Origin of the sequence: Microbacterium sp. F2, assembly GCF_052274505.1 — a bacterium.
Classification (GTDB): domain Bacteria; phylum Actinomycetota; class Actinomycetes; order Actinomycetales; family Microbacteriaceae; genus Microbacterium.
Genome location: NZ_JBNVBV010000001.1, coordinates 481,029 through 507,049 on the forward strand (window position 1 = coordinate 481,029; position 26,021 = coordinate 507,049).

The 26,021-nt window shown below is 67.8% G+C and carries 24 protein-coding genes and 1 pseudogene; 15 read left to right on the plus strand and 10 right to left on the minus strand.

What is annotated here, in order from left to right:
* Position 1: 1 nt before the first annotated feature.
* Positions 2–1,003, minus strand: a complete 1,002-nt coding sequence (locus ACQVDU_RS02410) for an IS481 family transposase (RefSeq protein WP_195691665.1) — start codon at positions 1,001–1,003, stop codon at positions 2–4.
* Between the two features lie 141 nt (positions 1,004–1,144).
* Between ACQVDU_RS02410 and ACQVDU_RS02415 the strand changes: the two genes are divergently transcribed.
* Both ACQVDU_RS02415 and ACQVDU_RS02420 read left to right on the plus strand, forming a co-directional pair.
* Positions 1,145–3,055, plus strand: a complete 1,911-nt coding sequence (locus ACQVDU_RS02415) for a heavy metal translocating P-type ATPase (protein ID WP_195691664.1) — start codon at positions 1,145–1,147, stop codon at positions 3,053–3,055.
* Between the two features lie 109 nt (positions 3,056–3,164).
* Positions 3,165–3,890 carry a VIT1/CCC1 transporter family protein gene (locus ACQVDU_RS02420; RefSeq protein WP_195691663.1) on the plus strand — a complete coding sequence of 242 codons (726 nt, stop codon included), beginning with the start codon at positions 3,165–3,167 and terminating at the stop codon, positions 3,888–3,890.
* Between the two features lie 23 nt (positions 3,891–3,913).
* Here ACQVDU_RS02420 and chrA read toward each other — a convergent pair whose 3' ends face one another.
* Genes chrA through ACQVDU_RS02435 form a run of 3 tightly spaced genes read right to left on the minus strand, consistent with a single transcriptional unit; the run spans position 3,914 to position 7,239 of the window.
* Entirely contained in the window at positions 3,914–5,131 is a 1,218-nt protein-coding gene (gene chrA, locus ACQVDU_RS02425; protein WP_195691662.1) for a chromate efflux transporter, read from the minus strand.
* Positions 5,132–5,164: 33 nt separating this feature from the next.
* Positions 5,165–6,547 carry an FAD-dependent oxidoreductase gene (locus ACQVDU_RS02430; RefSeq protein ID WP_195691661.1) on the minus strand — a complete coding sequence of 461 codons (1,383 nt, stop codon included), beginning with the start codon at positions 6,545–6,547 and terminating at the stop codon, positions 5,165–5,167.
* Positions 6,544–7,239: an aquaporin gene (locus ACQVDU_RS02435; RefSeq protein ID WP_195691660.1), complete on the minus strand. Its 696-nt coding sequence runs from the start codon at positions 7,237–7,239 to the stop codon at positions 6,544–6,546. Before ACQVDU_RS02435 ends, ACQVDU_RS02430 begins: the two co-directional genes overlap by 4 nt.
* Positions 7,240–7,286: 47 nt before the next feature.
* Between ACQVDU_RS02435 and ACQVDU_RS02440 the strand changes: the two genes are divergently transcribed.
* Together ACQVDU_RS02440 and ACQVDU_RS02445 are read left to right on the plus strand one after the other, a co-directional pair.
* Complete coding sequence (locus ACQVDU_RS02440) at positions 7,287–7,964, plus strand: arsenate reductase/protein-tyrosine-phosphatase family protein (RefSeq protein ID WP_195694251.1); 678 nt, start codon at positions 7,287–7,289, stop codon at positions 7,962–7,964.
* A gap of 5 nt (positions 7,965–7,969) precedes the next feature.
* The gene (locus ACQVDU_RS02445; protein ID WP_228178110.1) at positions 7,970–8,629 is read left to right on the plus strand and encodes an arsenate reductase ArsC; all 660 of its coding nucleotides are present in this window, start codon (positions 7,970–7,972) and stop codon (positions 8,627–8,629) included.
* A gap of 323 nt (positions 8,630–8,952) precedes the next feature.
* Here the strand turns inward: ACQVDU_RS02445 and ACQVDU_RS02450 are convergent, their stop codons facing one another.
* The gene (locus ACQVDU_RS02450) at positions 8,953–10,002 is read right to left on the minus strand and encodes a zeta toxin family protein (RefSeq protein ID WP_195691658.1); all 1,050 of its coding nucleotides are present in this window, start codon (positions 10,000–10,002) and stop codon (positions 8,953–8,955) included.
* Positions 9,999–10,316, minus strand: coding sequence for a hypothetical protein (locus tag ACQVDU_RS02455; RefSeq protein WP_195691657.1), 318 nt, complete (start codon positions 10,314–10,316; stop codon positions 9,999–10,001). The genes ACQVDU_RS02450 and ACQVDU_RS02455 overlap by 4 nt, the downstream gene beginning before the upstream one ends.
* 800 nt (positions 10,317–11,116) lie before the next feature.
* Here ACQVDU_RS02455 and ACQVDU_RS02460 point away from each other — a divergent pair.
* The gene (locus ACQVDU_RS02460) at positions 11,117–12,268 is read left to right on the plus strand and encodes an AAA family ATPase (RefSeq protein ID WP_292712450.1); all 1,152 of its coding nucleotides are present in this window, start codon (positions 11,117–11,119) and stop codon (positions 12,266–12,268) included.
* A gap of 21 nt (positions 12,269–12,289) precedes the next feature.
* Here the strand turns inward: ACQVDU_RS02460 and ACQVDU_RS02465 are convergent, their stop codons facing one another.
* The 3 genes and pseudogenes from ACQVDU_RS02465 to ACQVDU_RS02475 all read right to left on the minus strand — a co-directional run.
* A complete protein-coding gene (locus ACQVDU_RS02465; RefSeq protein WP_292712449.1) occupies positions 12,290–13,375 on the minus strand; it encodes a DUF4349 domain-containing protein in 1,086 nt (361 codons plus the stop codon).
* The gene (locus tag ACQVDU_RS02470) at positions 13,372–13,929 is read right to left on the minus strand and encodes an RNA polymerase sigma factor (RefSeq protein WP_292712447.1); all 558 of its coding nucleotides are present in this window, start codon (positions 13,927–13,929) and stop codon (positions 13,372–13,374) included. The genes ACQVDU_RS02465 and ACQVDU_RS02470 overlap by 4 nt, the downstream gene beginning before the upstream one ends.
* A 153-nt stretch (positions 13,930–14,082) precedes the next feature.
* A pseudogene (locus ACQVDU_RS02475) lies at positions 14,083–14,337 on the minus strand (FtsX-like permease family protein); the annotation flags it as partial.
* 56 nt (positions 14,338–14,393) lie between these two features.
* On the opposite strand from ACQVDU_RS02475, the gene ACQVDU_RS02480 reads away from it, so the two are divergent.
* The 10 genes from ACQVDU_RS02480 to ACQVDU_RS02525 all read left to right on the plus strand — a co-directional run bounded on the left by ACQVDU_RS02480 (position 14,394) and on the right by ACQVDU_RS02525 (position 25,474).
* Positions 14,394–15,305 (plus strand): sensor histidine kinase, encoded by a 912-nt coding sequence (locus ACQVDU_RS02480; protein ID WP_292712445.1) that lies wholly within the window; start codon positions 14,394–14,396, stop codon positions 15,303–15,305.
* Positions 15,302–15,814, plus strand: coding sequence for a response regulator (locus ACQVDU_RS02485; protein WP_443476179.1), 513 nt, complete (start codon positions 15,302–15,304; stop codon positions 15,812–15,814). The genes ACQVDU_RS02480 and ACQVDU_RS02485 overlap by 4 nt, the downstream gene beginning before the upstream one ends.
* A 90-nt stretch (positions 15,815–15,904) precedes the next feature.
* Positions 15,905–17,566, plus strand: coding sequence for an MDR family MFS transporter (locus ACQVDU_RS02490; protein ID WP_292712456.1), 1,662 nt, complete (start codon positions 15,905–15,907; stop codon positions 17,564–17,566).
* A gap of 271 nt (positions 17,567–17,837) precedes the next feature.
* Positions 17,838–18,941: a TerC family protein gene (locus ACQVDU_RS02495; protein ID WP_300590789.1), complete on the plus strand. Its 1,104-nt coding sequence runs from the start codon at positions 17,838–17,840 to the stop codon at positions 18,939–18,941.
* A 136-nt stretch (positions 18,942–19,077) separates the two neighbouring features.
* Positions 19,078–20,559, plus strand: coding sequence for a 3-isopropylmalate dehydratase large subunit (leuC, locus tag ACQVDU_RS02500; RefSeq protein WP_443476180.1), 1,482 nt, complete (start codon positions 19,078–19,080; stop codon positions 20,557–20,559).
* Between the two features lies 1 nt (position 20,560).
* Positions 20,561–21,157: a 3-isopropylmalate dehydratase small subunit gene (leuD, locus tag ACQVDU_RS02505; protein WP_443476181.1), complete on the plus strand. Its 597-nt coding sequence runs from the start codon at positions 20,561–20,563 to the stop codon at positions 21,155–21,157.
* Positions 21,158–21,226: 69 nt separating this feature from the next.
* Positions 21,227–22,594, plus strand: a complete 1,368-nt coding sequence (murA, locus tag ACQVDU_RS02510; RefSeq protein WP_300592593.1) for a UDP-N-acetylglucosamine 1-carboxyvinyltransferase — start codon at positions 21,227–21,229, stop codon at positions 22,592–22,594.
* 1 nt (position 22,595) lies between these two features.
* Positions 22,596–23,360, plus strand: coding sequence for a lysophospholipid acyltransferase family protein (locus ACQVDU_RS02515; protein WP_300592591.1), 765 nt, complete (start codon positions 22,596–22,598; stop codon positions 23,358–23,360).
* A complete protein-coding gene (locus ACQVDU_RS02520; protein ID WP_300592589.1) occupies positions 23,350–24,486 on the plus strand; it encodes an NAD(P)H-dependent glycerol-3-phosphate dehydrogenase in 1,137 nt (378 codons plus the stop codon). The genes ACQVDU_RS02515 and ACQVDU_RS02520 overlap by 11 nt, the downstream gene beginning before the upstream one ends.
* Positions 24,386–25,474: a D-alanine--D-alanine ligase family protein gene (locus ACQVDU_RS02525; RefSeq protein ID WP_300592587.1), complete on the plus strand. Its 1,089-nt coding sequence runs from the start codon at positions 24,386–24,388 to the stop codon at positions 25,472–25,474. Before ACQVDU_RS02520 ends, ACQVDU_RS02525 begins: the two co-directional genes overlap by 101 nt.
* A gap of 28 nt (positions 25,475–25,502) precedes the next feature.
* On the opposite strand, the gene ACQVDU_RS02530 is transcribed toward ACQVDU_RS02525, so the two are convergent.
* Positions 25,503–26,003, minus strand: coding sequence for a DUF3515 family protein (locus ACQVDU_RS02530; protein WP_300592585.1), 501 nt, complete (start codon positions 26,001–26,003; stop codon positions 25,503–25,505).
* Between the last annotated feature and the right edge of the window lie 18 nt (positions 26,004–26,021).

A 26,021-nucleotide genomic window follows, 5' to 3' on the forward strand; every position in this document is an offset into this window, starting at 1 on the left:
CCTAGCTGTACTGCCCAGGCAGGTTGTTTGAGATCCGGCTGATGGGCGGGAGCTTCCCGATCGCAGTGTGGGGCCTGTGGTGATTGTAGAAGTGCAGCCAGGCGGGCAGGGCTGCGCGGCGGGCTGATTCGCTGTTGTAGTGCTTCACGTAGGCCCAACCGTCGGCCATAGTGCGATGGAATCGCTCGATCTTCCCGTTCGTCTGCGGACGGTAAGGACGTGTGCGCTTGGGTGTGATGGCGAGCTCGGCGCAGACGCGTCGCCAGGCGTGGGAGCGGTAGGCGGGGCCGTTGTCCGAGAGGACCCGTTCGACGCGGACGCCGCGGTCGGCGAACCAGGACACGGCCCGTTGCAGGACGCCGATCGCGGTCTCGGCGCGTTCGTCGTCGTGGATCTCGGCGTAAGCGACGCGGGAGTGGTCGTCGATGACGGTGTGGACGTAGGCGGTGCCGGTGACCATGTCGCCGGCGATGCCTCGCTTTCCGGTGCGCTTGGCCGTGACTGCTCGGTTGCGGTCGCCTTGGGACCGTCCGACGTAGCGCCAGCCGCCGCCGTCGGGGATGTTGCCGAGCTTCTTCACGTCGACATGGATCAGCGCGCCGGGCTTGTCGTGCTCGTACCGGCGGGCGGGTTCCCCGGTCTTCACATCGACATGCGAGAGCCGGTTCAGTCGACACCGTTTCAGCACCGCGTGGACGGTCGAGGCCGGCATCCCGACGCGGTCGGCGATCTGGACCGGCCCCAGGCGCTTGCGGATCCGCAGGTGCACGATCTTCTTCACACGGTGCGTCGGGGTCTTGTTCGGATGCGCATGCGGGCGCGAGGACCGGTCGGCCATCCCCGCTTCACCGAGCTCGACGTAGCGTCGCGCCCATTTCGCGGCGGTGGGCCAGGAGACACGGAAGTAGTCCGCCGCCGCGGCGACCGTCCACTCCTCGTCGACGATCTTCTGTGCAAGACGGAGCCTTTGGCGCGGGGTGAGCGCCGCGTTAGCGTGAGACACGAGAACCTCCTGGTTCAGAGCGGATGCGGTAGCAGCTCCACTCTGCCGGGAGGTTCTCGTCACATCAGGGAAGCCAGATCAAACAACCTCCCTGGGCAGTACAGCTAGCGGCGAGTGCAGCAGTCGACAAGGCTGAGACGTATGCGCTTGCTGCGGCCGCTGTGGCGATACCCGATCATCTCGGTCACCGTCGTGGTGCTCGCCGCGGTCGTGGTCCTCCACGCCGTCGGAGCGGATGCGGTGGGACGGTGGACGGCGACGGCCTACGTCGGAGCGTTCGTCGTGTGGACGCTGGTTCGGATGGTGCGTGATGTGCTTCGCGGGCATGTCGGGCTCGACATCCTCGCGGTGGTGGCGATGGTCGCAACCCTCGCCGTGGGCGAGTACATCGCGTCGCTCATCATCGTTTTGATGCTCTCCGGCGGTGAAGCGTTGGAGGACTTCGCCGCCCGGCGGGCCAGGCGCGACCTCACCGCGCTGCTGGACCGATCGCCGCGCACCGCGCATGTTCTCACTCACGAGCATGCGTCGGACTCGGACGAGGTGCAGGATGTCGCGGTCGAGCACGTAGGGATCGATGATGTGCTGCTGGTGCGGCCGGGCGAGATCGTGCCGGTCGACGGCATCCTGCTCACCGAGAGCGGCACGTTCGACGAATCGTCGCTCACTGGGGAGAGTCTGCCGGTGACTCGTGAGGCGGGCAGCGACGTGCTCTCCGGCGCTATCAACGGGAACCGGGCGGTGCGGATCCGGGCGGTGCGGCGCAGCGCGGACAGTCAGTACCAGCAGATCGTCGCGCTCGTGCGTGCCGCGGAGGACTCGCGTGCGCCCGTCGTGCGGCTCGCGGATCGGTTTGCGATCCCCTTCACGGCCGTCTCGCTCGCCCTGGCCGGCATAGCGTGGGCGGTATCGGGCGATCCGACGCGCTTCGCTGAGGTGCTGGTGCTAGCGACGCCGTGCCCGCTGCTGATCGCTGCACCGGTCGCGTTCCTCGGCGGGCTCTCGCGGGCCGCGAAGGCCGGCGTGATCATGAAGGGCGGAGGTGTCGTAGAACAGCTCGCCCGAGTGCAGTCCGCGGCCTTCGACAAGACCGGAACGCTGACGCAGGGCCAGCCGACCCTCGTTGACGTTCGCCCTGTCGGCGGCTTCGAGGCGGGCGAACTGCTGCAGCTCGCCGCGTCTGCTGAACAGTACTCGTCGCATGTGCTCGCAGACAGCATCCGCCGGGCCGCGGTCGAGCGCGGCATCGACCTTCTCGCGGCCGAGGAGGCCAGTGAGGTCGCCACGAATGGTGTGACCGCGGTGATCGGGGGGCGAACGGTCGTCGTGGGGAAGCCCTCCTACGTCGCGTCAGTGGCGGCCGACACGGTGCGCGCAGACCTGACGACGGGCGAGGCCGCGGCCTACGTCGCCATCGACGGCCGGTTCGCCGGCGTCCTCGTGCTCGCCGACGATCCCCGCCCGGAGTCCGTCGCGGTGGTGTCGTGGCTGCGCGCGAACGGTGTCGAACGGATCGTCATGCTCACGGGAGACACTCGTGCGACAGCCGAATCGATCGCGCGGCAGACCGGGATCGACGAGGTGCATGCCGAGCTCCTTCCGCCAGAGAAGGTTCATCTCGCGGCCGACCTGCATCCACGACCCGTGATGATGGTCGGCGACGGGGTGAACGACGCCCCGGTGCTGGCCGCCTCCGACATCGGCGTTGCGATGGGCGCGAAAGGCGCGACCGCGGCCGGCGATGCCGCTGACGTGGTGATCCTTGTCGACTCGCTCAGCAAGGTGGTCGACGCCGTGTCGATCGGGCGGCACACGCTTCGCGTCGCGCTGACGGCGATATGGCTCGGCATCGGTCTCAGCGTGGTCCTCATGGTCATCGCCATGACGGGCGCCATCCCCGCCGTCGCCGGCGCTCTCACGCAGGAGCTCGTGGACCTCGCCACGATCCTCTACGCGCTCCGCGCGCTGGGCGGCCCGCCGAGCGGACTCCCCGCTGCCGCACCGCCGCCGTCACGCCGATCCGACACGGAGTCCGACTCGCACCGCGTGTGACGCTCTGAAACCCGAGCACCACGACTGGAATCTGCGGGCGAAGAGCCGAGGTGCAGGGTTGCCTCTCCTTCCTGGCGGCAGGAGAACTACCGAACTACCGTGAGGAGCCGTGACGACGCAATCCCCTCCATACCGGCATTCCGGCGAGCCTCACGCAACGGGGCTCGCGCAGCGACTCAACTGGCTGCGCGCAGGAGTGCTGGGAGCGAACGACGGGATCGTGTCCACGGCGGCGGTCGTCGTCGGTGTCGCCGGAGCGACAGCGGAGGTCACGCCAGTGTTGCTGGCGGGGGCCGCGGCCCTGGTCGGCGGGGCTATCTCAATGGCGCTCGGCGAGTACGTCTCGGTGTCCAGCCAGCGGGACAGCGAGCGGGCTCTCATCCAGAAGGAGCGGCGCGAGCTGGAGGAGGATCCCGAGGTCGAGCTCGAGGAGCTGGTCGGGCTCTACGAGGAGCAGGGCCTCACCCCCGGAACCGCCCGCCTGGTGGCGACGGAGCTGACCGAGCGCGACGCGCTCAAGGCCCACCTGGCGCTCGAGCTGAACATCGACCAGGAGGACGTCGTCAGCCCCTGGCACGCCGCCTTCGCCTCGCTGATCGCGTTCACGATCGGCGCCGTGCTGCCGCTGCTGACGATCCTGCTGCTGCCGCACCCGGCGCGCATCGTGTGGACCTTCGTTGCCGTGCTCCTCGCCCTGGCGGTCACCGGATACGTCGCGGCCTGGATCGGCGGCTCTCATCGGTGGCGGGCCGTGGTGCGCCTGGTGATCGGCGGTGCGCTCGCCCTGGGAGCGACCTTCCTGGTCGGCTCCCTGTTCGGCACGGTCGTCGGCTGAGGCGGCGCGGACTCACCCCTTGCTCACAGTACGGCCCAGCCGATGAGGCCCGCGGCGATGACGACCGCCCACGCCGGCGCCTTCCACGAGGTCAGGGCGACGAACCCGGCGGCGGCGATCCCGAGGGCCGCGACCGATGTGACCCCTTCGGTGAACACCGGCGTGTAGAGCGCTGCGGCGAGGATCCCCACCACGCCGGCGTTCACGCCCATGAGCGCCCGCTGCGCGAGTGGAGCGCGACGCAGCCGGTCCCAGAACGGCAGCACCCCGACCACGAGCAGTGTCGCGGGGAGGAAGATCGCGACCAGCGCGATCGCGGCGCCGAGCAGCCCGGACGGCGGGCTGGTAGTCGCGGCGCCGAGGTAGGCGGCGAAGGTGAACAAGGGACCGGGGACCGCCTGCGCGGCACCGTAGCCGGCGAGGAACACGTCGTGGTCGACGAGGCCGGTCTGCACGGTCCCGGCCTCCAGCAGCGGCAGCACGACGTGACCGCCGCCGAACACGAGTGCCCCAGCCCGGTAGAACACGTCGAATAAGCGTACCGCCCCGTTCTCAGTGGCGGACACGAGCAGGGGGAGGCCCGCGAGCAGGATCACGAAAAAGGCCAGGCTCCCGATCGCGGCCCAGCGAGGCACCCGCACGACGAATGGCTCCGACTCCGATGCCGTGGCGGCCTGCGGGCGCAGCCACACCAGCCCGACGACTCCCGCGGCGGCGATCACGGCGACCTGTGCGAACGCGCTCGGGACGAGCAGGACGACGATCATGCCCGCCACGGCGATCGTGGCCCGCTTCGCGTCCGGGGTGAGGGTTCTCGCCATGCCCAGCACGGCGTGGGCGACGACCGCGACCGCGGCGGCCTTCACCCCGTGAATCCATCCGGCGCCGGACAGGTCACCGAGCGCCGTGACCCCGTAGGCGAACGCGACCAGCAGGATCGCCGACGGCAGGGTGAACGCCGCCCACGCCGCCAGCAGCCCGCCGAACCCTGCGCGCTGCAGCCCGATCGCCATGCCGACCTGACTGGATGCGGGGCCGGGCAGGAACTGGCACAGCGCCACCAGGTCCGCGTAGGCGCGGTCGCCCAGCCACTTGCGCCGCTCCACGAACGCCTCGCGGAAGTACCCCAGGTGCGCGACCGGGCCGCCGAAGGAGGTCAGTCCCAGGCGCAGGAACACGAGGAACACCTCTCCGACCGTGCCGGGGTGGCGGCGCCCGCCGGTCGAGGGGGAAAGGCTCATCGCGCTCAGTCTGCCCCAGTCACTTGACGCTCACTAGACCAGCACCCTGGCATTCGCGGCCGACCACGCCTGCGCCGCGAGCTGCACGGCATCCCACGGAGAGCCGAGCGGCGGGGTGTAGGAGAGGTCGAGGTCATCGAACTGCCCGATGGTCAACCCGGCATAGAGGGCGGTGGCGAAGGTGTCGACCCGCTTGGCGACCTCGGTGCCGCGCCGCCCGACGAGCTGCGCGCCGAGCAGACGCCCGTCGCCGGTGTCCCCGGTGATGCGGAAGTGGATCGGGTGGGCACCGGGGTAGTACCGCTTGTGGTCGTCCGCGGCCGCGGTGATCGTTGCTGCCGCGTAGCCGGCGGCGATCGCCTCGTGGTCGCGCAGGCCGGTTCGGGCGGCGACGAGGTCGAAGACCTTGACGACCTGGGTGCCGACCGACCCCGCGAAGGCTCGGTCGCCGCCGAGAGCATTCTCTCCTGCGATGCGGCCCTGCTTGTGCGAGGTCGTCCCCAGCGGCAGATAGGTCGCGCCGAGGAGGCGGTGATGCGTGATGATGCCGTCGCCGGCGGCCCAGACGTGCGGGAGCCCGGTGCGCATGTGCTCATCGACCACGACGGCGCGGCCCGCGCCGAGGCTCGCTCCGGCCTGCTCGAGCAGCTCGGTGTTCGGCCGCACCCCGACGACCACGAGCACGAGGTCCGCGGTCTGTGCGAAGGGCTGCCCGTCGCGGGTGCCGGTGACGGTGAGCCCGACCGGGGTCTTCTCGATCCCGGTCACGGTCGAGCCGGTGACGACCTCGACGCCATGCGTCGTGAGTTCGTCGCGGACGAGGGCGCCGAGCTCGGGGTCGAGGGTGGAGAGCACTTCGGGTCCGCGCTGGAGCTGGGTGACCTGCATCCCGCGGGTGATGAAGGCTTCGGCCATCTCCAGGCCGACGTAGCCGGCGCCGACGATGATCGCAGACTGCGGCTGCCGGGTAGTGAGGTCGTGGTCGAGGGCGAAAGTGTCACCCATCGAATGAATGACATGCACCCCGTCCTCCGGGGTCAGCGCATCGAGGCCGGCGATGCCGGCGTGGGACGGGAGCGCGCCGGTGCCGACGATCAGCTCGTCGTAGGCCAGATCCTCGAAGATGCCGTCCGGGGTGCGGACAGTGAGCCGCTGCCCGGCGACGTCGATGCCCGTGGCGAAAGTGTTGAGCCGCAGCCGCATCCCGGTGGCCTCCAAGTCAGCGCTCGTGCGGTGCGCGAGCGACTGCCACGGGGCGACCTCGCCAGTGAAGTAGTAGGGGATGCCGCAGATGGAGAAGTTCGGGTACTCGTCCGCCACCACCACCGTCACGTCGGTGGTCGGGTCGAGTTCGCGGGCACGGAGCGCGGCGGAGATACCGGCGTCGGAGCCGCCGATGGCGATCAGATGGGTCATGGCTGGGCCTTTCGATTCGGGAACAGCAGGAACACAAGCCCGACGCCGACGACCGCGCCGACGACCTGGGCGGCGAGGAACCACAGCGCGGAGGTCGGGGCGATGCCGGCGAAGGTGTCGGTGAAGATCCGGCCGATGGTCACGGCGGGGTTGGCGAACGAGGTGGACGAGGTGAACCAGTACGCGGCGCCGATGTAGGCACCGACCGCCGGGGCGACCAGCGCCGCGCGGCCGGTGCGAGCCAGGGCGAAGATCGTGAGGATCAGCCCGGCGGTGGCGACGACCTCGCCGAGCACCTGCCCCGGTGCCGCCCGGTCGGTCACCGACAGCGCGGCCGGCACGGCGAACATGAGGTTCGCCAGCAGCGCCCCACCGATGCCGCCGACGATCTGAGCGCCAGCGTAGACGGCGATCTCGCCGCCGCCGTGCCGTGCGCCGAGGGCGCGGTCGGCGAGGGTGACGACCGGGTTCAGGTGCGCGCCGGAGACGGGCTGGAAGATCAGGATGAGGACGGTCAGGCCGAGCGCGGTGGCGATCGAGTTCTCCAGGAGCTGCAAGCCCACATCGCCGGGCGAGAGACGCGAGGCGGCGATGCCGGAACCGACCACGACCGTCACCAGCAGGCCGGCGCCCAGCAGCTCAGCGGCAGCACGCCGCCACAGCGGGACGGCCTCGGTCGTGGTGGTGTTCATCGCTGCCCATCTTGACGAATCCGGTTCGCTCAGTCAAACTTGAGGTAATGAACATTGAGGAAACTTGCCTTGCGGGTCGGGTCGCGCGGTATGCGGCGCTGGCCGATCCTGTGCGGCTGCGGATCGTGGACCTGCTCACCCTGGGCGATGTCGCCCCGGTCGAGCTGCAAGGCGAGCTGGGTGTCTCATCGAGCCTGCTCGCCCATCACCTGAACCAGCTCGAACAGGCAGGGCTGATCGTGCGGACGCGGTCGGAGGCCGACCGGCGCCGCACCTACCTCCACCTCGCGCCCGGCGCGCTCGACGGCCTCACCCCTTCCCCGATGCTCGGGGTGCGGCGGGTGGTGTTCGTCTGCACCGGCAACTCGGCCCGATCCCAGCTCGCCGCTGCGCTCTGGCACGGCAGCAGCGATATCCCGGTGGCCTCGGCCGGCACGCACCCGGCCGCGCAGATCGAGCCGGGCGCGATCGCCGCCGCGGACCGACACGGCCTCACCCTGCGAGCCCGCGCCCCGCGCGCGCTGGACGACGTGCTCGGCGCGGACGATTTCGTGGTGACCGTGTGCGACACCGCGCACGAAGAACTCGGCGACGCCGGCTGCGTGCACTGGTCGGTGCCGGACCCGGTGCGCGACGGGACGGACGCCGCCTTCGACGCGGCGTTCGAGGACATCGCCGCCCGCATCCAGAGCCTCGCGCCCCGGCTGACCACGACGAAGGGATGACGACGATGCCAGACGAGCACGAGCGCCACGCGACGATCACCATCGACCAGGAAGCGGGCCTCGCCACCAGCGCCGAGCGCCTGACGCGGGAGTTCGAGGGCACCTTCGGGCGGGAGACGATCGACCGTTTCCTGCACGCCTCCTACACCGACCTCGCCGCCCGTGCGACGGTGCCGACCTATCTGCCGCTGCTGACCGAGAAGTTCGCCCGGCAGCGGCTGCGCGCGCTCGCCAAGGTCGACGGGATGCACCTGACGGGCACGCCGACCGTGCTGTTCCTGTGCGTCCACAACGCCGGCCGCTCGCAGATGGCCCTCGGCTTCTTCCAGCACCACGCCGGCGACCGGGCGATCGGCTGGTCCGGCGGCTCCGAGCCCGGCGAGCAGATCAACCCGGTCGCCGTTCAGGTCATGGCCGAACGGGGCATCGACATCGCCGGCGAGTTCCCCAAGCCCTGGACCGACGAGATCGTGCGGGCGGCGGACGCGGTGATCACGATGGGCTGCGGCGACGCCTGCCCGATCTTCCCCGGCAAGCGGTACGAGGAATGGACGCTACCCGATCCCGCGGGCTGGACCCCGGACGGGATGCGGCCGGTGCGCGACGAGATCGAGCGCCGCGTGCTGAACCTGCTGGCCGAACTCGGCGTCCCCTCCCGCGCCTGACAGTCGACTTCCACAAGCACCGGACCCGCTCCCTGCCAGTCGCGGGGTCGGGGCGGAGGCCGCAATGCCCGAACCGGCTTGTGACATCCGGCGCGATCGCGCAGACTCGGGTATCGGGTTTGGCGGCGTCTCGGCAGGCTCGTTCTCATGTGCTACCGACCGCGTAGGTCCGTGAATCCTGAGGGAGTTGTCCACGCGGCCACCCGGCGACTCGCCCGTGTTTTACGGGCCAGAACGTGCTTTCGTGATCCGGCGGGGACAGGGGTGTCGAACAGTTCTACTCCCACGTCGTCGTCGTGAGTGGGGGAACGATAGGCGTCTTCTCAGCGTCCGATGCTCGGTGGTTCGTTACCGGGCGCGTCACGCGACGGAGCTGGACGATAGGGCGGGAGTGAGCGCCGAAGGGTCTGCCCGATCCGTCCGACGATCCCCGGCGGCTCGGGCACGGCGACCTTCAGTGCGATCCGGCGGTGGGTCTGCTGCTCTTCCAGCGCCCGCACGTCGGCACTGGGGTCGGAGGCGGCCAGCTCGATCATGCGGGCGGCGTCGTCTTGCAGCCGCCGGTAGGCCGACGCGGTCCTCGGACTGAGGTAGCCGCGCCGGGCGTGAGCGGCGCCGAATACGGCGCCGTAGTCCGCGAGCCAGGCAACGGCCTCGACCGGGGTGAGCTCTCGGGTCTGCTCGCTGCGCAGCACCTCGGCCGCGTGGGGCTCGTGCTCCCATGCGCCGGATTCGGTGCGGCGGTTGTCGTAGAGGCGGCGGTCGCGGGTGTAGACCTGGATGCGGGCGACGGCGGGCAGGGCCTCCAGCGCGGCCACGACCTCGGGTGAGCCGGCCAGCGCCGTCTCGTGCGCCTCGGGCGGGGTCCAGCGGCCGACCTCGCCGCGCCGGGCGCGCAGGAACCGTTCTTCCGCGGCCAGGCGCGACACCGGGGCGGGCATGGCGACGGCGACGACCTCGACCCGGTAACCGGCCTCCGCGAACCGGGCCGCGGTGTCGATGACCATCGCTGGATCGCGGAAGGTGCCTTCCAGCAGCACCGGGTAGCCGTGCTCGATCGCATGGTCCAGGGCGAGGCGGATGAGCCCGCTGGAGGTTGGCGCGGTCGCGGCCGGCATCGCCAGCGGGTCGTTCACCGCGAGATCCCGGTAGCCGGGGTGGTAGGCGCGCAGGTCATCCCCGGTGATGGACACCAGCTCGGGGTGCTCCGCGAGGATCGCCGCCTGCGCCCTCGTCTTGCCCGCGGCGGGCTGGCCGCCGAGCAGTACCAGGAGCCGGTCGCCGGTCGGGACCGGCGGGAAGATCGCCTGCCGCGCGGTGGCGTCGAACACCTGCCGCAGCCGCGCCTCGTCGGAGGCGACGGGTTCGGTCACGCGATCCGGCGGCTCGCCTGGCCGGTCAGGGCGTCGATCTCATCGAGCCATGCCTGCTGCTGGGCGATCAGCCCGAGCCGGTCGTCGGGGTCCAGCGCCGTGCGCTGCTGGTTCACCAGGCGCACCCGCGCGGCCCAATACTCGCGCTCGCGCTCGTCGGTCGTGGCGAGCTGCCGTTCGATCAGGACGGAGGCCAGGGTGGTCGCGCCCTGGGCGGTCATGTCGTAGAGGGCCACATCGCTCACGCGGGGCTCGTCGTCGTACCAGGCGCGCAGGGACTCGGCCGGGATCGCGCTCGGAATCGTCACGCTCATGGGATCACCTCTGCTTCGTCGTTGCTCATTCTACCTCCCCGGTCCGCTCCCGCCCCGGACCCGCTCCCTGCTGTTCGCGGGTCGGGACGGAGGGTGCAACATCCGAGCGCAGCGACGTGGTGTTGCGGCATCCGCCACGACCCCGCAAGCTGGTAGAGCGGGTCAGGCGCGGGAACGTGAGTTCGCTACTCGGCACACTCGGCAGGCGCGCAGAGGCACCAGGATTACCCGCCTCTGGAGGGGCGCAAACGTGGCAACATTTTGGCAACGAACGCTGACGACAGGACTTTCCGCGACGCACTCGACGCACGCGGAACCCCAGTAAACACAGGGCAGAACCGGGTCGGGCACGCAGTTCCGGGGGAGCCTATTCCCCTCTCACGGCGGTAACGCGGGTTCGAATCCCGCTGGGGTCACCAACACACGAAAGCCCGGTCTCGTACCGGGCTTTCGTGTGTTCGGGATGCCTGTTGTTGTCTCGCAACTTATCCGGGTTGGGCCCACGCCGCCGGAGGCTCCGCGAGGCGCGCAGCGGCTCGCGGAGTGGCGGCGGGGAGAATCCCGCTGGGGTCACCAACGCACGAAAGCCCGGTCTCGTACCGGGCTTTCGTGCGTTCGGACCGCCGACCCGCGCGGCGGAGACGCTGCGGGGTAGCCCACGAATGTAGGCGAAATCGCAGGCGTAGGACGTTTGAGCGCTCAAGCGTCCTACGCCCAGGATTCCTCCTACCTCGGGTAGGTCAGGCGAAGCATCCGGGTGCTGCCGAAAGGTGTCCGAGCACCGACGTAGGCTGGCGGCTGTGCTGACCACACTGGCGATCGACGGCTACCGCTCCATCCGGAGTCTGGTCCTGCCGCTCTCGCCGCTGACAGTTGTGACCGGCGCGAACGGGAGCGGAAAGTCGAGCCTGTATCGGTCGTTGCGACTTCTGGGAGCTGCGGCCAGGGAAGGCGCCATCCGTGCCCTTGCCGCTGAAGGTGGCTTTCCCGGAACGTTATGGGCGGGACCCGAGTCCGGCGCGCCGACGAGCGGTCCCGTGCAGGGCACGGTGCGGAAAGGACCGATCGCGCTGCGGCTGGGTTACGGGTCGGATGCCGCGGGTTTCGGTTACGCGATGGATCTTGGCATCCCGATCCCGGCCCCGACGATGTTCGGCGCAGACCCCGAGATCAAGGCAGAGGCCGTCTGGGGTGGGCCTGTTCTTCGTAACGGCTCCCTCATCTGCGAGCGACGCGGCGCGATCTACCGCATCCGTACCGACGCCGGTTGGCACATGGTGCAGCGACCACTCGCTCCGTGGGAGAGCATGTTGGCGGAGTTCGGCGACATCGAGGCCGCACCCGAAGTCTTGGGGCTTCGCTCCGGCCTACGCGACTGGCGTTTCTATGACGCGGTCCGTACCGACGCGGATGCTCCCGCTCGGCGGCCCGCTATCGGGACACGCACCCCGATCCTGGCATCCGACGGGAGCGACCTCGCCTCCGCGCTGCAGACCATCCGGGAGCAGGGGGATGCCGATGCGCTCGACGCAGCGATTGAGCTCGCACTTCCCGGCAGTCGCCTGTCGATCACTGACCACGCGGGGCGTTTCGAGCTCTCGCTGCGACAGCCGGGGATGCTGCGGCCCCTGTCTGCGCCCGAGCTGTCGGACGGGACGCTGCGCTACCTCGTGTGGGTCGCAGCACTCATGAGCACGAGGCCCGCGAGCCTCATCGCCGTCAACGAACCGGAGACCAGCCTGCATCCCAGCATCCTCGAGCCACTTGCGGCGATGCTCGTGGATGCGGCAGCCCGTTCCCAGATCATCGTGGTCTCCCACTCGAAGCCGCTCGTTGACGCGCTGGCCAACTCTGGCGCGACGGTACACACGCTCGAGAAGTCAGGCGGTGAGACGCAGGTTCAGGGTCAGGGCTCGCTTGACGCGCCTGCGTGGGTCTGGCCCACGCGCTGAGTGCTGGCGACCGTCCCGAGCTCACTCCTCAGCGGAGGGGCGGCGCCGCCGGCGCACGAGCACGATGATCCCCCAGACCGCTCCGCCGATGACAGCGACCACCGCAATCCAGGGGATGAGGAAGCCGAGCGCGACGACGATGCCGTTGAGCGTTGCGACCAGGCCGTTCCAGCCGGCGACGAGGCCATCCCAGAAGCCGGCGGGGTTTGCGTCGACCGCCTCGTGGCGCACGGTGAGCGACACGTTCAGCGACGACATCGCGACCTGATCCTCGAGCGATTCGAGCTGCTGCTGGTAGGACTCGAGGGTTGCCTGCCGCTCGGCGAGAGCCGACTCGGCGGCGATCAGGTCCGAAACCGACCCTGCCTGCCCCATCAGCTCGAGCAGGCGGTCGACGGATGCCTGCGCGGCATCCACACGTGCCTGCAGGTCGACCACCTGGTCGGTGACATCGAATCGGTCGATCGAGGATGCGGTCACCTCGCCCACCTGCTCCAGGTCGGCCATCGCGTCGGCAAGCTCATCGGCGGGAATACGCACGGTGATCCACCCGTTCGTGACGGCGACGGTCGGGTCGGCCAGATCGACGGGCATCCCCGTGTAACCGGACCCGATGCTCATCGATTCGACGTACCCGCCGCGCCCGTCGGCGGCGGTCGCGATCTGGTCAGCCGCGGCACGAACGTCGTCGACCACGACGGTGGCGGACGACGAGGCGATGATCGAACGACCGGACTCGCCGATGGCGGAATCCATTGCCTTCCCACCGCCCGAGCCGTCGACGACCGCTCCGTCAGTGAGTGCGATCTCACTTCCCGACATGCCGCCGTCCACGGGCATATCTGCGGGCATGAGGCCCGCCGCTCCGCTCTCATTCGTGCTCAGCCCGCTGAGAACGGTCGGCGCGATGATGGCGGCGACGGCCACGACCGCAGCCGCGGCCGCACCCGCCATCCACACTCGGCCACGAGCCACAGAGCGCCGAACGGATGCCGCGCGCTCACTTTCGATGGTCGTGAAGACCCCATCTTCGATAACAGCGACGCGCTCGTCATCCAGGAGAGGGAGTCGGTCCGCGGTGGAACTCTGGGGATTGTCGGTGTTCATGTGCTCTCCTTGGCAACGGTCCGCAAACGCGTGCGGATGCGGGAGAGACGGTTGCGAACAGCTCCGTGCGGGATGCCGAGCTGCTCGGCCGCGGCACTGTAGGCGTAACCTTCCGCCGCACACAGCCGCAGGATCTCGCGGTCAGTGTCGGAGAGGGTCGCGATCTCGGCAGCGATCAGGCGAAGGTACTCCTCGTCGATCATCTGCTGCTCGACATTCACCGTCGCCGGGATGGTGTCATCTGCCACCGCTCCCGCCTGTTCGCGGTCCCTTCGCTGCGCGCGCATCCGGTTCGCCGACTGGAATCGGCAGATGGTTGCCAGCCACGGCAGCAGCGAGTCCGACGCGAGGTCGAGCTCCGGGAGCTTCCGCCAGGCGACGACGAAGGTCTCCTGCACGACATCCTCGGCATCCGAGGGATCGCCCAGGAGCCGGTGCGCGATCCAATACACGGGCCGAACGTAGGCGCGATACAGCTGTCGGAACGCCTGTTCGCTGCCGCCTGCGGCTCGGGCGACGAGTTCGGCGTCTCCCGTGGTCACTGAATCGGTCATCGGTTCCCCTGTATCGCACCGCGAGTCGGCGCGCCTCATTGTCTCTCACACCGTCAGTGTCGGCATCCGGCGATTCGTCTCACGGGTCTTCGAGATGGGGAAACGACAGGAGGGGCACCCGATCGATGACCGGATGCCCCTCCTGCGCGGTGATTACTCGTACCGCAGCGAATCCACAGGGTCGGCCCGGGCCGCACGGGCGGCCGGAAGCGTTCCGGAGAGGAAGGCGATCGCCATGACGAGGATGATGATCGTTGCGATCGACGCAGGATCGAAGGCGATCAGCGTCAGTCCCGGCAGATCGGCGAGCAGCGATGTCGATAGCGCGCCGCTGACTCCTGTTCCGACGATCATCGCGATGACGGCACCGATCGCGCTGCCGAGGAATCCGAGGAAGGCAGCTTCGAGGCTGAAGAGCGTGAACGGCTGCGGCGCTCGCTGGCACGCTCTCGCCGGGAATCGCGGTGGCTCTGGCTGCCGCCGTGTTCCATGTCGCCGCGCGAGTCAGTAGGCGTCGGGGCTTTACGGTGGGGGCGTGCGCGACAGCCGCTATCGTCCTGCTGGCGTTTCTCGGCTCGGTGGGGAGCATCGTCGATCCCCGCATCTTGCAGTTCGGACTCATCGTCGCGCTCGGCACAGCTGCGGGTGATGGCGCGCGATCTCGACGTGCGTATATCGCGGCGATCCAGGAGCGAGCCGAGCGGGCTGAACGAACGCGGGAAGCCGAAGCCAGCCGTCGGGTGAGCGAGGAGCGTCTGCGGATCGCCCGCGATCTGCACGACGCTGTCGCGCACCAGATCGCGGTGATCAGTCTCAACGCAGGTGTGGCATCCTCGGCGGTTGATATGCGCCCCGACAAGGCGAAGGAATCTCTGGCCACGATTCGCGCTGCGGCGCGCACCGTTCTTGCCGAGATCGGCGACCTCATGACGATGCTGCGGGCCGACGGCGCGGCTGATTCGACATCCCGACCCCAGGGCGGACTCGACCACCTCGACGAGCTCGTGCACCAGTTCACGGCATCCGGCCTCGAGGTACACACGCGCATCGAGGGCGACCCGGCCCGCGTCTCGGGTGCGGTGAGCCACGTGGCCTATCGCGTGATTCAGGAGGCGCTGACCAACGCGCACAAGCACGGGACCGAGCACCGCGCGCACGTGCTCGTGCACGTCGGTAAGGATGCCGTCGTCGTCACCGTGTCCAACCCGATGGATACCGGCACCGCGCGTGGGCGCGACGCTGCAGGTTCGGGCCTCGGTCTTGTCGGACTCCGGGAACGCGTGGCATCGGTGCGCGGTACCGTCAGCGCGGGCCCAGCAACCGCCGGCTGGAAGGTCGAGGCGCGATTGCCGCTGAGCCGGGAGGATACGCAATGACGGCTGTCGTGGTCATGGACGACCAATCCCTGGTTCGCCAGGCGGTGGTCGACATCTTGGACACCCACGACGACATCACGGTCGTCGGTCAAGCCTCCAACGGGCTCGAGGCCGTCAGACTCGCCAGCACGCTGCATCCGGATGTCATTGTGATGGATATCCGGATGCCTGAGCTCGACGGGATCGCGGCGACCGCCCAGATCTGTTCGGACCCCACACTCGCGCAGACCAAGGTTCTCGTCCTGACGACCTTCGAGGAGGACGAGAACCTCATCTCGGCGCTTCGCGCCGGTGCGAGCGCCTTCGTGGGAAAGGGCGCAGAGCCCGAGGACATTGTGCGGGCGGTGCGCTCGGTTCACGTGGGCGACGCGCTGCTCTCCCCGGCGGCGACGCGGGCGCTCACTGCCAAGACCCATGTGAACCGCATCATGACGAAGGTACAGGCTCACGATCGCGCTCAGCTCGTCATCCTCGCCTACGAGTCCGGGCTGTTGACGCCGGGGGAGTGACTTCGCGTACCGCGATCGCGGTACGCGAAGATGCCGCGGCTGCGGGACGCGCCACAGCGGCATTCGGCGAATGATCGTTGTGTGACGGAAATGACTGTGGCTCTCGACGATTCGGTCGTCGAGGAGGCTTCCGCGGCTACCGACAAGCGCCGCGTTTTGCTCGTGTTCGCTGGCCTGCTCGTGGCCATGCTGCTGTCGTCGCTGGACCAGACCATCTTCTCGACGGCGTTGCCCACGATCGTCGGCGAACTCGACGGTGTGAACCACATGCTGTGGGTGACGACCGGGTACCTGGTGGCCGCGACGATCATGATGCCGATCTATGGCAAGCTCGGCGACCTCATCGGCCGGAAGGGGCTGTTCATCGGCGCTCTGTCGGTGTTCGTTCTCGGATCGATCGTCGGCGGTGCCGCACAGGACATGACCTGGCTCATCATCGGTCGCACCGTGCAGGGGATCGGCGGCGGTGGGCTCATGATCCTCTCGCAGGCGATCATCGCCGACGTGGTGCCCGTCCGCGAGCGCTCGAAGTACATGGGCGTCATGGGCGCTGTCTTCGGTATCTCCTCTATCGCCGGGCCGCTGCTGGGCGGATGGTTCACCGAGAGTGTCGGGTGGCGGTGGGCGTTTTGGATCAACGTCCCGCTGGGTCTGATCGCGATTGCGCTCGCAGCGGTATTCCTGAAGCTCCCGCGGCATTCTGTGAGGGTCAGATTCGATGTGTGGGGCACGCTCACGATGGCTGTCGCGGTGACCTCGATCATTCTGGTCGCCTCGTGGGGCGGCACCGAGTACGACTGGAACTCGCCGACCATCCTGTGGCTGATCGCTACCGCCGTCATCTTCGCGGCACTGTTCGTGCTGGCCGAATACAAGGCTGCCGAGCCGATCATCCCGCTTTCGCTGTTCCGCTCCCGTAACTTCGTGCTCGCGACCTCGGCCGGGCTGTTCATCGGTGTTGCCATGTTCGGAACACTCGCCTACCTGCCGACCTATCTGCAGATGGTGACCGGCGTCAACGCCACGGTCTCGGGCTTCATGATGCTGCCGATGATCGCGGGCCTCATGGCGAGCGCGATTACAACCGGCTTCCTTGCCTCCAAGACCGGGCGCTACAAGTGGATGCCGATCGCGAGCATGATCGTGATTGCGGTCGGGCTCTGGCTTCTGTCCACGCTCACCGTCGACACGCCGCTATGGGTGCTGATGTCGTACCTGTTCGTCATCGGTGCGGGAATCGGTCTGTCGATGCAGATCCTCATCCTCGTGGTGCAGAACTCCTTCCCCGACTCCCAAGTGGGAACAGCGACAGCCTCGAACAACTTCTTCCGCGAGATCGGCGCGTCGCTGGGCGGCGCCGTCGTGGGCGCAATCTTCACCTCGCGCCTGACCGAACTGCTCACGGAGCGGATGACCGCAGGTACGGGAACGGGAGATGCGAACTCCTTTACGCCTGCAGCAGTCAATGCGCTGCCCGATCAGGTCCGCGAGGTCATCGTCGGTGCGTACAACGACGCTCTCACCCCGGTGTTCGCGATGTTGATCCCGATGGTCCTAGCGGGTCTTGTCATCGTGGCCTTCATCAAGGAGGTTCCGCTGCGCTCGACCCTCGAGACAGGCACCCAAGAACCTGAGGGCGCAGATTCCGCGCTCCAAGAGGTACCGCCGGCCGCGGCCGACGGAGCCAGCGGGACGGAAGGGCTGCTCCCCGCCGCCTCCCCGAGAGGGAGCGCGTCCGGCGTCCCAGACTGACGGTCAGCGCCCGCCAGCGGGACCGTCAGCGCAGTGGTGCGGCATCCATTCGGATGCTGCACCACTGTCGTTTCGACCGTGCAGCTTCGCCGCCGCGGTTTTGTGCGCGCCTATTGGATCGCTGGGGCACCGCTATCCTGGGGGAGCGAGAGGGAGTATCCCGATCTTGCGCGTTCGTCATCACGGGCCGGCGGCCCCGGGCGCGCACCGCCACGCGGCGGGGGAGAGACTTTCGGTGCACGCACCTGCCCGCTTGCTGTGAAAGGCCCTCGTGGATCTGACCCTCCCGCTCTGGTTCGAGATCGGATCTCTCGTCGTTCTGACGCTGATCTTGCTCGCTGACCTCCTCATCATCCTCAAGCGCCCCCACATTCCGTCGACGCGTGAATCGACGCTCTGGGTGGTCTTCTACGTGACCCTCGCTTTGATCTTCGCGGGGGTGATGTGGCTGATAGCCGGTGGTGAGTACGCCGGACAGTTCGTCGCCGGGTGGCTCACCGAGTACAGCCTGTCGATCGACAACCTGTTCGTCTTCGTCCTGATCATGAGCCAGTTCGCGGTGCCCCGCCGGTATCAGCAGGAAGTGCTGATGGTGGGCATCATCATCGCCCTCATCCTGCGGGGCCTGTTCATCCTCGCCGGTGCCGCGATCATCGAGAACTTCAGTTGGGTCTTCTACATCTTCGGCGCGTTCCTCGTGTGGACCGCGTACCGGCAGGCCTTCCCTGGCGGGGAGCATGACGAAGACGTGAAGAAAGAGAACTTCATCGTTCGGTTGGTGCGACGCACTGTCGACATCAGCGACCACTATGACGGCGCGAAGATCCGCACCGTGGTCGATGGCAAGAAGATGTTCACGCCGATGATCATCGTGTTCGTCGCGATCGGCGTGACCGACCTCATCTTCGCGATCGATTCGATCCCCGCGATCTTCGGCATCACCCAGAGCGCCTTCATCGTGTTCACCGCGAACATCTTCGCTCTCATGGGGCTGCGCCAGCTCTACTTCTTGCTCGGCGATCTGCTTGACCGCCTCCGTTACCTGCATTACGGCATCGCGTTCATCCTTGCCTTCATCGGTGTGAAGCTGTTCCTTCACGCGATGCACGTGAACGAGCTCCCGTTCATCAACGGGGGAGAGCCGATCGACTGGGCTCCTGAGATCTCGACGCTCATGTCACTCGGCGTGATCGTGATTTCGATGGTCGTCGCCACCGTCGCAAGCCTCCTGGCTTCTTCTCGCGAGCGTCGAGCTGAGGCTCAGGTCCACGCTGCCGGCGCGGCGGATGCGGCATCCGTCGTCGCGCAGGAGAAGGGCACACCCTCGACGGTGGACGCTCCCGCACCGACCGATCCGCCCGACGAGCGCGCCTGACACCGGTGGTAGTCTGAGCGAATGCGGATCGCTCGCCTCCTTCTTAGCGGCCGCGACGGGTCCTAGTTCTCAGGCCATCCCCGTCGCGGAGTTTCGTCGCGGGCTTGAACCACACTTTCCTGGAACGAAAGAGCTCATGAGCGAATCCATTGACGTCGGCATTCCCGATCACCCCCGTACCTTGGCTGAAAAGGTATGGGACGACCACCTGGTCGTGAAGGGCGAGAACGGCCAGCCCGACCTGATCTACATCGATCTGCACCTGGTGCACGAGGTCACGAGCCCGCAGGCCTTCGATGGTCTGCGAGCCGAGGGTCGCCCGGTGCGCCGTCTTGATCTCACGATCGCGACCGAAGACCACAACACGCCGACGCTCGACATCGACAAGCCGATCGCGGATCTCACCAGCCGCACCCAGATCGAAACCCTGCGTCGCAACGCCGAAGAGTTCGGGGTGCGCCTGCATTCGCTCGGCGACAAGGAACAGGGCATCGTTCACGTCGTCGGTCCGCAGCTCGGCCTGACGATGCCCGGCATCACTGTCGTCTGCGGCGACTCCCACACCTCGACCCACGGCGCTTTCGGTGCCATGGCGTTCGGCATCGGCACGAGCGAGGTCGAGCACGTGCTCGCGACCCAGACGCTGCCGCTCAAGCCCTTCAAGACGATGGCGATTACGGTCGAGGGTGAGCTCAAGCCCGGCGTGACGGCCAAGGACATCATCCTGGCCGTGATCGCGAAGATCGGCACCAACGGAGGCCAGGGCTACGTCCTGGAGTTCCGCGGCTCCGCCATCCGGTCGCTCTCGATGGAGGGCCGGATGACGATCTGCAACATGTCGATCGAGGCCGGCGCCCGCGCAGGAATGGTCGCACCCGACGAGACCACTTTCGCGTACCTCGAAGGACGCCCTCACGCCCCGAAGGGCCAGGACTGGGAGGATGCCGTCGCCTATTGGCGCACGCTCCCGAGCGACGAGGGGGCCGTCTACGACGCCGAGGTCTTCATCGACGCGAACGAGCTCGAGCCGTTCGTCACCTGGGGGACCAACCCCGGTCAGGGTGTGTCACTCAGGGACAGGGTCCCCTCGCCCGAGTCGTTCAGCGACCCGAACGAGCGTGCCGCCGCGGAGCGCGCCATCGAGTACATGGACCTGGTTCCCGGGACGCCTCTGAAGGAGGTTCCGGTGGATGCCGTGTTCATGGGCTCGTGCACCAACAGCCGCATCGAAGACCTGCGCGCGTTCGCGTCGATCATCAAGGGGCGCACGAAGGCCGAGAACGTGCGGGTCATGGTCGTTCCTGGGTCTGCCCGGGTCCGGCTTGAGGCAGAGGCCGAGGGCCTCGACAAGGTCTTCACCGAGTTCGGCGCAGAGTGGCGGTTCGCCGGGTGCTCGATGTGCCTGGGCATGAACCCCGACCAGCTGGCTCCCGGTGAGCGGTGCGCGTCGACCTCCAATCGGAACTTCGAAGGTCGCCAGGGCAAGGGCGGGCGCACCCACCTGGTGTCGCCCCTGGTCGCGGCGGCGACCGCAGTGCGAGGCACGCTGTCGAGCCCGAGCGATCTCGACCCGATTGAGACCAGCGATTCGGTCGTGACTAGTGGAGCGGAGGCCTGACATGGACAAGTTCGTCACTCACACCGGTGTCGTCGCTCCACTGAAGCGCTCGGCCGTCGACACTGACCAGATCATCCCCGCCGTCTACCTCAAGCGCGTTACGAAGACCGGCTTCGAGGATGCGTTGTTCGCCAACTGGCGTCAGGACCCCGAGTTCATCCTGAACCAGCCGACCTTCGCAACCGCCTCCATCCTCGTCGCCGGCCCCGACTTCGGCACCGGATCCAGCCGCGAGCACGCCGTCTGGGCGCTGCGTGACTACGGCTTCCGCGTGGTGCTCAGCCCCAAGTTCGCGGATATCTTCCGCGGCAACTCGGGCAAGCAGGGCTTGCTCACCGGCGTCATCAGCGAGAGCGATCTCGAGGCGATCTGGGACGTGATCGATGCCGACCCGGGTGTGCAGATGACCGTTGATCTCGAGGCGCGCACCGCGACGATCGGTGACCTTCAGGTCGCTTTCGACATCGACGATTACACTAGATGGCGGCTCCTGGAGGGGCTCGACGATATCGGGCTCACACTGCGAAACGAAGAAGCGATCACCCAGTTCGAGTCGCGCCGCGCATCCTGGCGGCCGCGAACCCTCCCCGTTCCGTAGCCGACTACCGAGGCATCAGCAGACCCGATCGGTCTCGCGGTGCCGAGATATAAGTGAGGTCCATCCCGGATGAAGACGCTTCTGAGCGACGAAGCCGCGCAGGCGGCAGCTGCCGAACCGACGGGCGAGGTGCTGCTGGTACGCGGCGGGCGCCCGCTGCGCGGACGGGTGACCGTCACGGGCGCGAAGAATCTCGCGACCAAGGCGATGGTGGCATCCCTACTCGGCGACTCGCCGAGCACCCTGCGTGATGTGCCGCAGATCAGCGACGTCCGGGTCGTCCGTTCCCTGCTCGAAGTCCACGGGGTGAAGGTCACGGACGGGGCAGAGCCGGGCTCGCTCGAGCTCGACCCGACGGATGCCGTGTCGGCCCACATGGAAGAGATCGACGCTCACGCCGGTGCTTCCCGTATTCCGATCCTGTTCTGCGGCCCGCTGCTGCACCTGCTCGGTGAGGCGTTCATCCCCGACCTTGGCGGATGCCGCATCGGCGACCGTCCGATCAACTTCCACCTGGACGCACTCCGCCAGTTCGGTGCCGTCGTCGAGAAGTTGCCGACCGGCATCCGTCTCTCGGCGCCGGAGGGGCTGCACGGCGCGAACATCGAGCTGCCTTACCCGAGCGTCGGCGCGACCGAACAGGTGTTGTTGACCGCCGTTCGCGCCGCTGGAGTGACCGAGCTTCGGGGTGCGGCAATCGAGCCCGAGATCATGGATCTCATCGCCGTGCTGCAGAAGATGGGCGCGATCATCTCCTACGAGCCCAACCGCGTCATCCTCATCGAGGGTGTCGATGCGCTCACGGGATACGACCACCGCTGCATCTTCGACCGCAACGAAGCAGCGTCCTGGGCGTCCGCGGCACTCGCGACCGACGGTGACATCTTCGTCGAGGGTGCGAAGCAGCAGGAGATGCTGACCTTCTTGAACATCTACCGCAAGGCTGGTGGCTGGTTCGATGTGCGCGAGGACGGCATCCAGTTCCGCCGCGGTGGACCCCTCAAGCCGGTCATCGTCGAGACCGACGTGCACCCCGGGTTCATGACCGACTGGCAGCAGCCGCTCATCGTCGCGCTCACGCAGGCGGAAGGCGAGTCGGTCGTGCACGAAACGGTGTATGAGAACCGGTTCGGGTTCACCGACGCCTTGAACAAGATGGGCGCCAGCATCGTCGTGCACCGCGATGGCCTGGACGCGCCGTACCGTCGCGTTCCACGGCGCGCCCTGGAGCAGGCTGCCGTCGTGACCGGCCCCACGCCGCTCCACGGCGCCGACGTCGTCGTACCTGACCTTCGCGGCGGATACAGCCACCTGATCGCAGCCCTTGCTGCCGACGGAGAGTCAACCGTCCGCGGCGTCGGGATCCTGAGCCGCGGGTACGAGAAGCTCTTCACCAAGCTTTCGGCACTCGGCGCAGATTTCGATATCGTCGGCTGATATGGGCGACCCCAAACCGCGAGCCTCCTCGGAGAAGACGCGGCCCAGCGTCTTCTGGCCGCTGGCAGCGATAGTGGTGCCGTTGCTGGGAATCGTGGCGCGGGTGGACATCGATGACGGCCACAAGCTGCCCCGCAAGGGTGCCTTCGTCCTCGCGCCGAACCACTTGAGTGAGTTCGACCCGATCATCGTCGCGCGAGCGGTGTGGGGGATGGGACGTGCGCCGCGCTTCATGGCGAAGGAGAGCCTGTTCCGAATTCCTGTCCTCGGTGCGATCCTTCGTGCAACGGGCATGATCCCGGTTGCGCGGGCGTCGTCCGCAGGCTCTGCCAAGCAGACCATGGCTCAGGCGGAGCATCTCGTGGAAGAGGGTCGCGGGGTGATCGTCTACCCCGAGGGCAGCCTCACCCGGGACCCCGACCTGTGGCCCATGCGTGGAAAGACCGGTGCCGTACGGCTGGCCTTGGAGGGTGATATCCCGCTCATTCCTGTCGCCCACTGGGGGGTGCAACGCATCCTGCCGCGCTACGGCAAGCTGAGCCTGTGGCCGCTGCGCAAGCGTGTGCGCGTTCTCGTGGGAGACCCGCTGGATCTCTCGGCGTTCGTGGGACGCACCCGCGAGGCATCCGCCCTTGTCGCAGCGACCGACCTCCTGATGGCCGAGATTGCTCGTCTCGAGGGCGTGCTGCGCGAACAGACTCCGCCCGCCGAGCGCTGGGATCCGGCCTCCCACGGGCAGAAGGAGACCGGGCGCCTTGAGTCGTAAAGCGGATGCCGTACGTCCCCGGGTGACGGTGGTCGGTGCTGGTAGTTGGGGGACCACGTTCGGCAAGATCCTCGCCGACGGTGGCGCCCAGGTCACGATGTGGGCTCGGCGCCCTGAACTTGCCGCCGAGATCACCGAGGCCAAGCGCAACAGCCACTACCTCCCGGGCATCAATCTTCCTCGTTCCATGACAGCGACGTCCCGGCTGGAGGAGGCGCTCGCGGGAGCAGAGCAGATCTATCTGTCAGTGCCGAGCCAGGCGCTTCGTCAGAATCTCAAGACAATCCGTCCCCTCCTTGCCGACGCCGGCATTCCCGTCGTATCGCTCATGAAAGGCGTCGAACGCAAGACCGGCCTGCGGATGAGTCAGGTGATCGAGCAGGAACTGCGATGCGATCCCGACCTCATCGCCGTCGCATCCGGCCCCAACCTGGCCCTGGAGATCGCGAAGGAGCAGCCCACAGCGGCGGTCATCGCATCCAGCAGCCAGGAGACAGCGGATGCCGTCGCCCGGCGCGCCCGCAACTCGTATTTCCGGACGTTCGTGAACACGGATGTCGTGGGCACAGAATTCGGCGGCGTTCTCAAGAACCTGATCGCCGTCGCGATCGGAATCGTGGATGGCGTCGGTTACGGCGAGAACACGAAGGCCTCGATCATCACGCGTGGCCTCGTCGAGATGACGGACTTCGCCGTCGCTCAGGGCGCGCACCCCGCGACCCTCCAGGGACTCGCGGGGCTCGGTGATCTGATCGCCACATGCCAGTCCCCGCTCAGCCGGAACAACACAGCCGGCCGTCTTCTCGGTCAGGGATACAGCTTCCAGGACGTGGTGAAGCAGATGGAGCAGACCGCCGAAGGTCTTGCCTCCGTTGCCCCCGTCTTGGCACTTGCCGCGGAGGCGGGCATCCACATGCCCATCGTCGAGCAGGTGAAGATGGTTCTGGACGGCACGATGAACCCCAAGGACATCGCGCCGCACCTCACAACGGACGACGACGAACCCCAGGGCGAGAGGACGCAGAATGGCACAGGCGACGGTGGCGGTGCTGTTTGGCGGTCGCTCCAGCGAGCACTCGATCAGCTCCGTCACGGCGGGAGGGGTGCTGCGGGCACTCGACCGTGAGCGCTTCCGCGTCATCCCGGTCGGCATCACCCGCGACGGCGTCTTTGTCCTCGAAGAGGACGACCCTGACAAGTTCGCCCTCGATGCCGCGCACCTTCCCGAGGTGAGCGACAACGGCACCCGCGTGCTCTGGCCCGAAGGTGGCGCCGACCGCGTGCTCCGCGTGCGCCGCGCAGACGGCACTGTTGACACACTCGGCTCCCTCGACGTGGTCCTGCCGATCCTGCACGGAGTCCACGGCGAGGATGGCACAGTTCAGGGTTTTCTCGACACCCTCGGCATCCCATACGCGGGAGGCGGCGTGTTGGATTCGGCGCTGTGCATGGACAAGCACTTCATGAAGATCGTGCTGCAGGCATCCGGTGTGACAGTCGCGCCGTGGATCACGATCACGCGCGATTCTTGGGCTTCGGATCCGGATGCCGCGCGGCAGGCTGCTCGCACGCTCGGCGTGCCGAACTTCGTCAAGCCGTCGCGGGCCGGCTCGAGCGTCGGTGTCTCCAAGGTGCACGACTGGGACGAATTCGACGCCGCCGTCGAGCTGGCGCTCGCCGAGGATGACAAGGCGCTCGTTGAGACCGCGATCGTCGGGCGCGAGATCGAGGTCGCCGTGCTCGAGACGCCGGGCTCCGCGCCGGCGCGTGCGTCGCTGCCCGGCGAGATCGTGTTGACCACACGCGAGTTCTACGACTTCGAGGGCAAGTACCTCGGCGGTGACGGAGCCGAGGTCGTGTGTCCTGCCGTGCTCACGGATGATGAGATCGCTGCCTTGCAGGCAGCGGCGATCCGCGCCTTCGATGCCGTCGGCGGGCGGGGACTCGCGCGCGTCGACTTCTTCCTTACTTCGGCTGGGATCTACGTCAACGAGTTGAATACGATGCCCGGCTTCACACCGATCTCGATGTTCCCGAAGTGTTGGATCGCCTCGGGGATGACGTACGCCGAGTTGATCAGCGATCTTCTCGACACCGCGCTGGCGCGCCGGTGATAGCCCCGCGACGATAGTCGTGCCGCGCTCACCCGTCTGTGGGTGAGGAGCTGCTGACCTGGTCAGTGCACTCGAGACCGTTCACGGGGAGTGTGTCGACGATGATGTTCCCAAGCGTGTCGAGGACCTCGGCGCTCGATACCGTGTCGCTGTCAAGGTAGACCTCGACGGCAGGATCGGTGCCGAACGACGTGAGCCGGTAATACGGCGCGTCGGTGTCGTCGACGATCCAGTCGACACCGCTCAGGGTCGAGCACGGGAGGGTCGTCGGGCCGGGAACTGCGACGCCGCAAGACACAAGAATGTTGCTCTTGCCGCCCTCGCCCCAGGCGCCGGTGGACTGAGCATCCGTCCACCGGCGCTCGAAACCATCGAGCGTCTGAGGGAACCGGACTGTCACATCAGCGCAATGCGGGTTGTTCGCATCGGGCGCCGGCTGCATCGACACCGTCGTGCTGCAGGCAGCGAGCACGAGGAGGCTCGTCGTGCACAGCACCGCCGCGGCGGAGGCGCGGCGGGCGAGTGGCATTGGTCCAATCTACCGCCG

Bases quoted from the DNA above. Each gene is read 5' to 3' on its own strand.
- ACQVDU_RS02415 (WP_195691664.1), top strand. From the start codon at position 1,145: ATGCGCTTGCTGCGGCCGCTGTGGCGATACCCGATCATCTCGGTCACC.
- chrA (WP_195691662.1), bottom strand. From the start codon at position 5,131: ATGAGCCTTTCCCCCTCGACCGGCGGGCGCCGCCACCCCGGCACGGTC.
- ACQVDU_RS02430 (WP_195691661.1), bottom strand. From the start codon at position 6,547: ATGACCCATCTGATCGCCATCGGCGGCTCCGACGCCGGTATCTCCGCC.
- ACQVDU_RS02435 (WP_195691660.1), bottom strand. From the start codon at position 7,239: ATGAACACCACCACGACCGAGGCCGTCCCGCTGTGGCGGCGTGCTGCC.
- ACQVDU_RS02440 (WP_195694251.1), top strand. From the start codon at position 7,287: ATGAACATTGAGGAAACTTGCCTTGCGGGTCGGGTCGCGCGGTATGCG.
- ACQVDU_RS02445 (WP_228178110.1), top strand. From the start codon at position 7,970: ATGCCAGACGAGCACGAGCGCCACGCGACGATCACCATCGACCAGGAA.
- ACQVDU_RS02455 (WP_195691657.1), bottom strand. From the start codon at position 10,316: ATGAGCGTGACGATTCCGAGCGCGATCCCGGCCGAGTCCCTGCGCGCC.
- ACQVDU_RS02465 (WP_292712449.1), bottom strand. From the start codon at position 13,375: ATGAACACCGACAATCCCCAGAGTTCCACCGCGGACCGACTCCCTCTC.
- ACQVDU_RS02470 (WP_292712447.1), bottom strand. From the start codon at position 13,929: ATGACCGATTCAGTGACCACGGGAGACGCCGAACTCGTCGCCCGAGCC.
- ACQVDU_RS02485 (WP_443476179.1), top strand. From the start codon at position 15,302: ATGACGGCTGTCGTGGTCATGGACGACCAATCCCTGGTTCGCCAGGCG.
- ACQVDU_RS02490 (WP_292712456.1), top strand. From the start codon at position 15,905: ATGACTGTGGCTCTCGACGATTCGGTCGTCGAGGAGGCTTCCGCGGCT.
- leuC (WP_443476180.1), top strand. From the start codon at position 19,078: ATGAGCGAATCCATTGACGTCGGCATTCCCGATCACCCCCGTACCTTG.
- leuD (WP_443476181.1), top strand. From the start codon at position 20,561: ATGGACAAGTTCGTCACTCACACCGGTGTCGTCGCTCCACTGAAGCGC.
- murA (WP_300592593.1), top strand. From the start codon at position 21,227: ATGAAGACGCTTCTGAGCGACGAAGCCGCGCAGGCGGCAGCTGCCGAA.
- ACQVDU_RS02515 (WP_300592591.1), top strand. From the start codon at position 22,596: ATGGGCGACCCCAAACCGCGAGCCTCCTCGGAGAAGACGCGGCCCAGC.
- ACQVDU_RS02525 (WP_300592587.1), top strand. From the start codon at position 24,386: ATGGCACAGGCGACGGTGGCGGTGCTGTTTGGCGGTCGCTCCAGCGAG.
- ACQVDU_RS02530 (WP_300592585.1), bottom strand. From the start codon at position 26,003: ATGCCACTCGCCCGCCGCGCCTCCGCCGCGGCGGTGCTGTGCACGACG.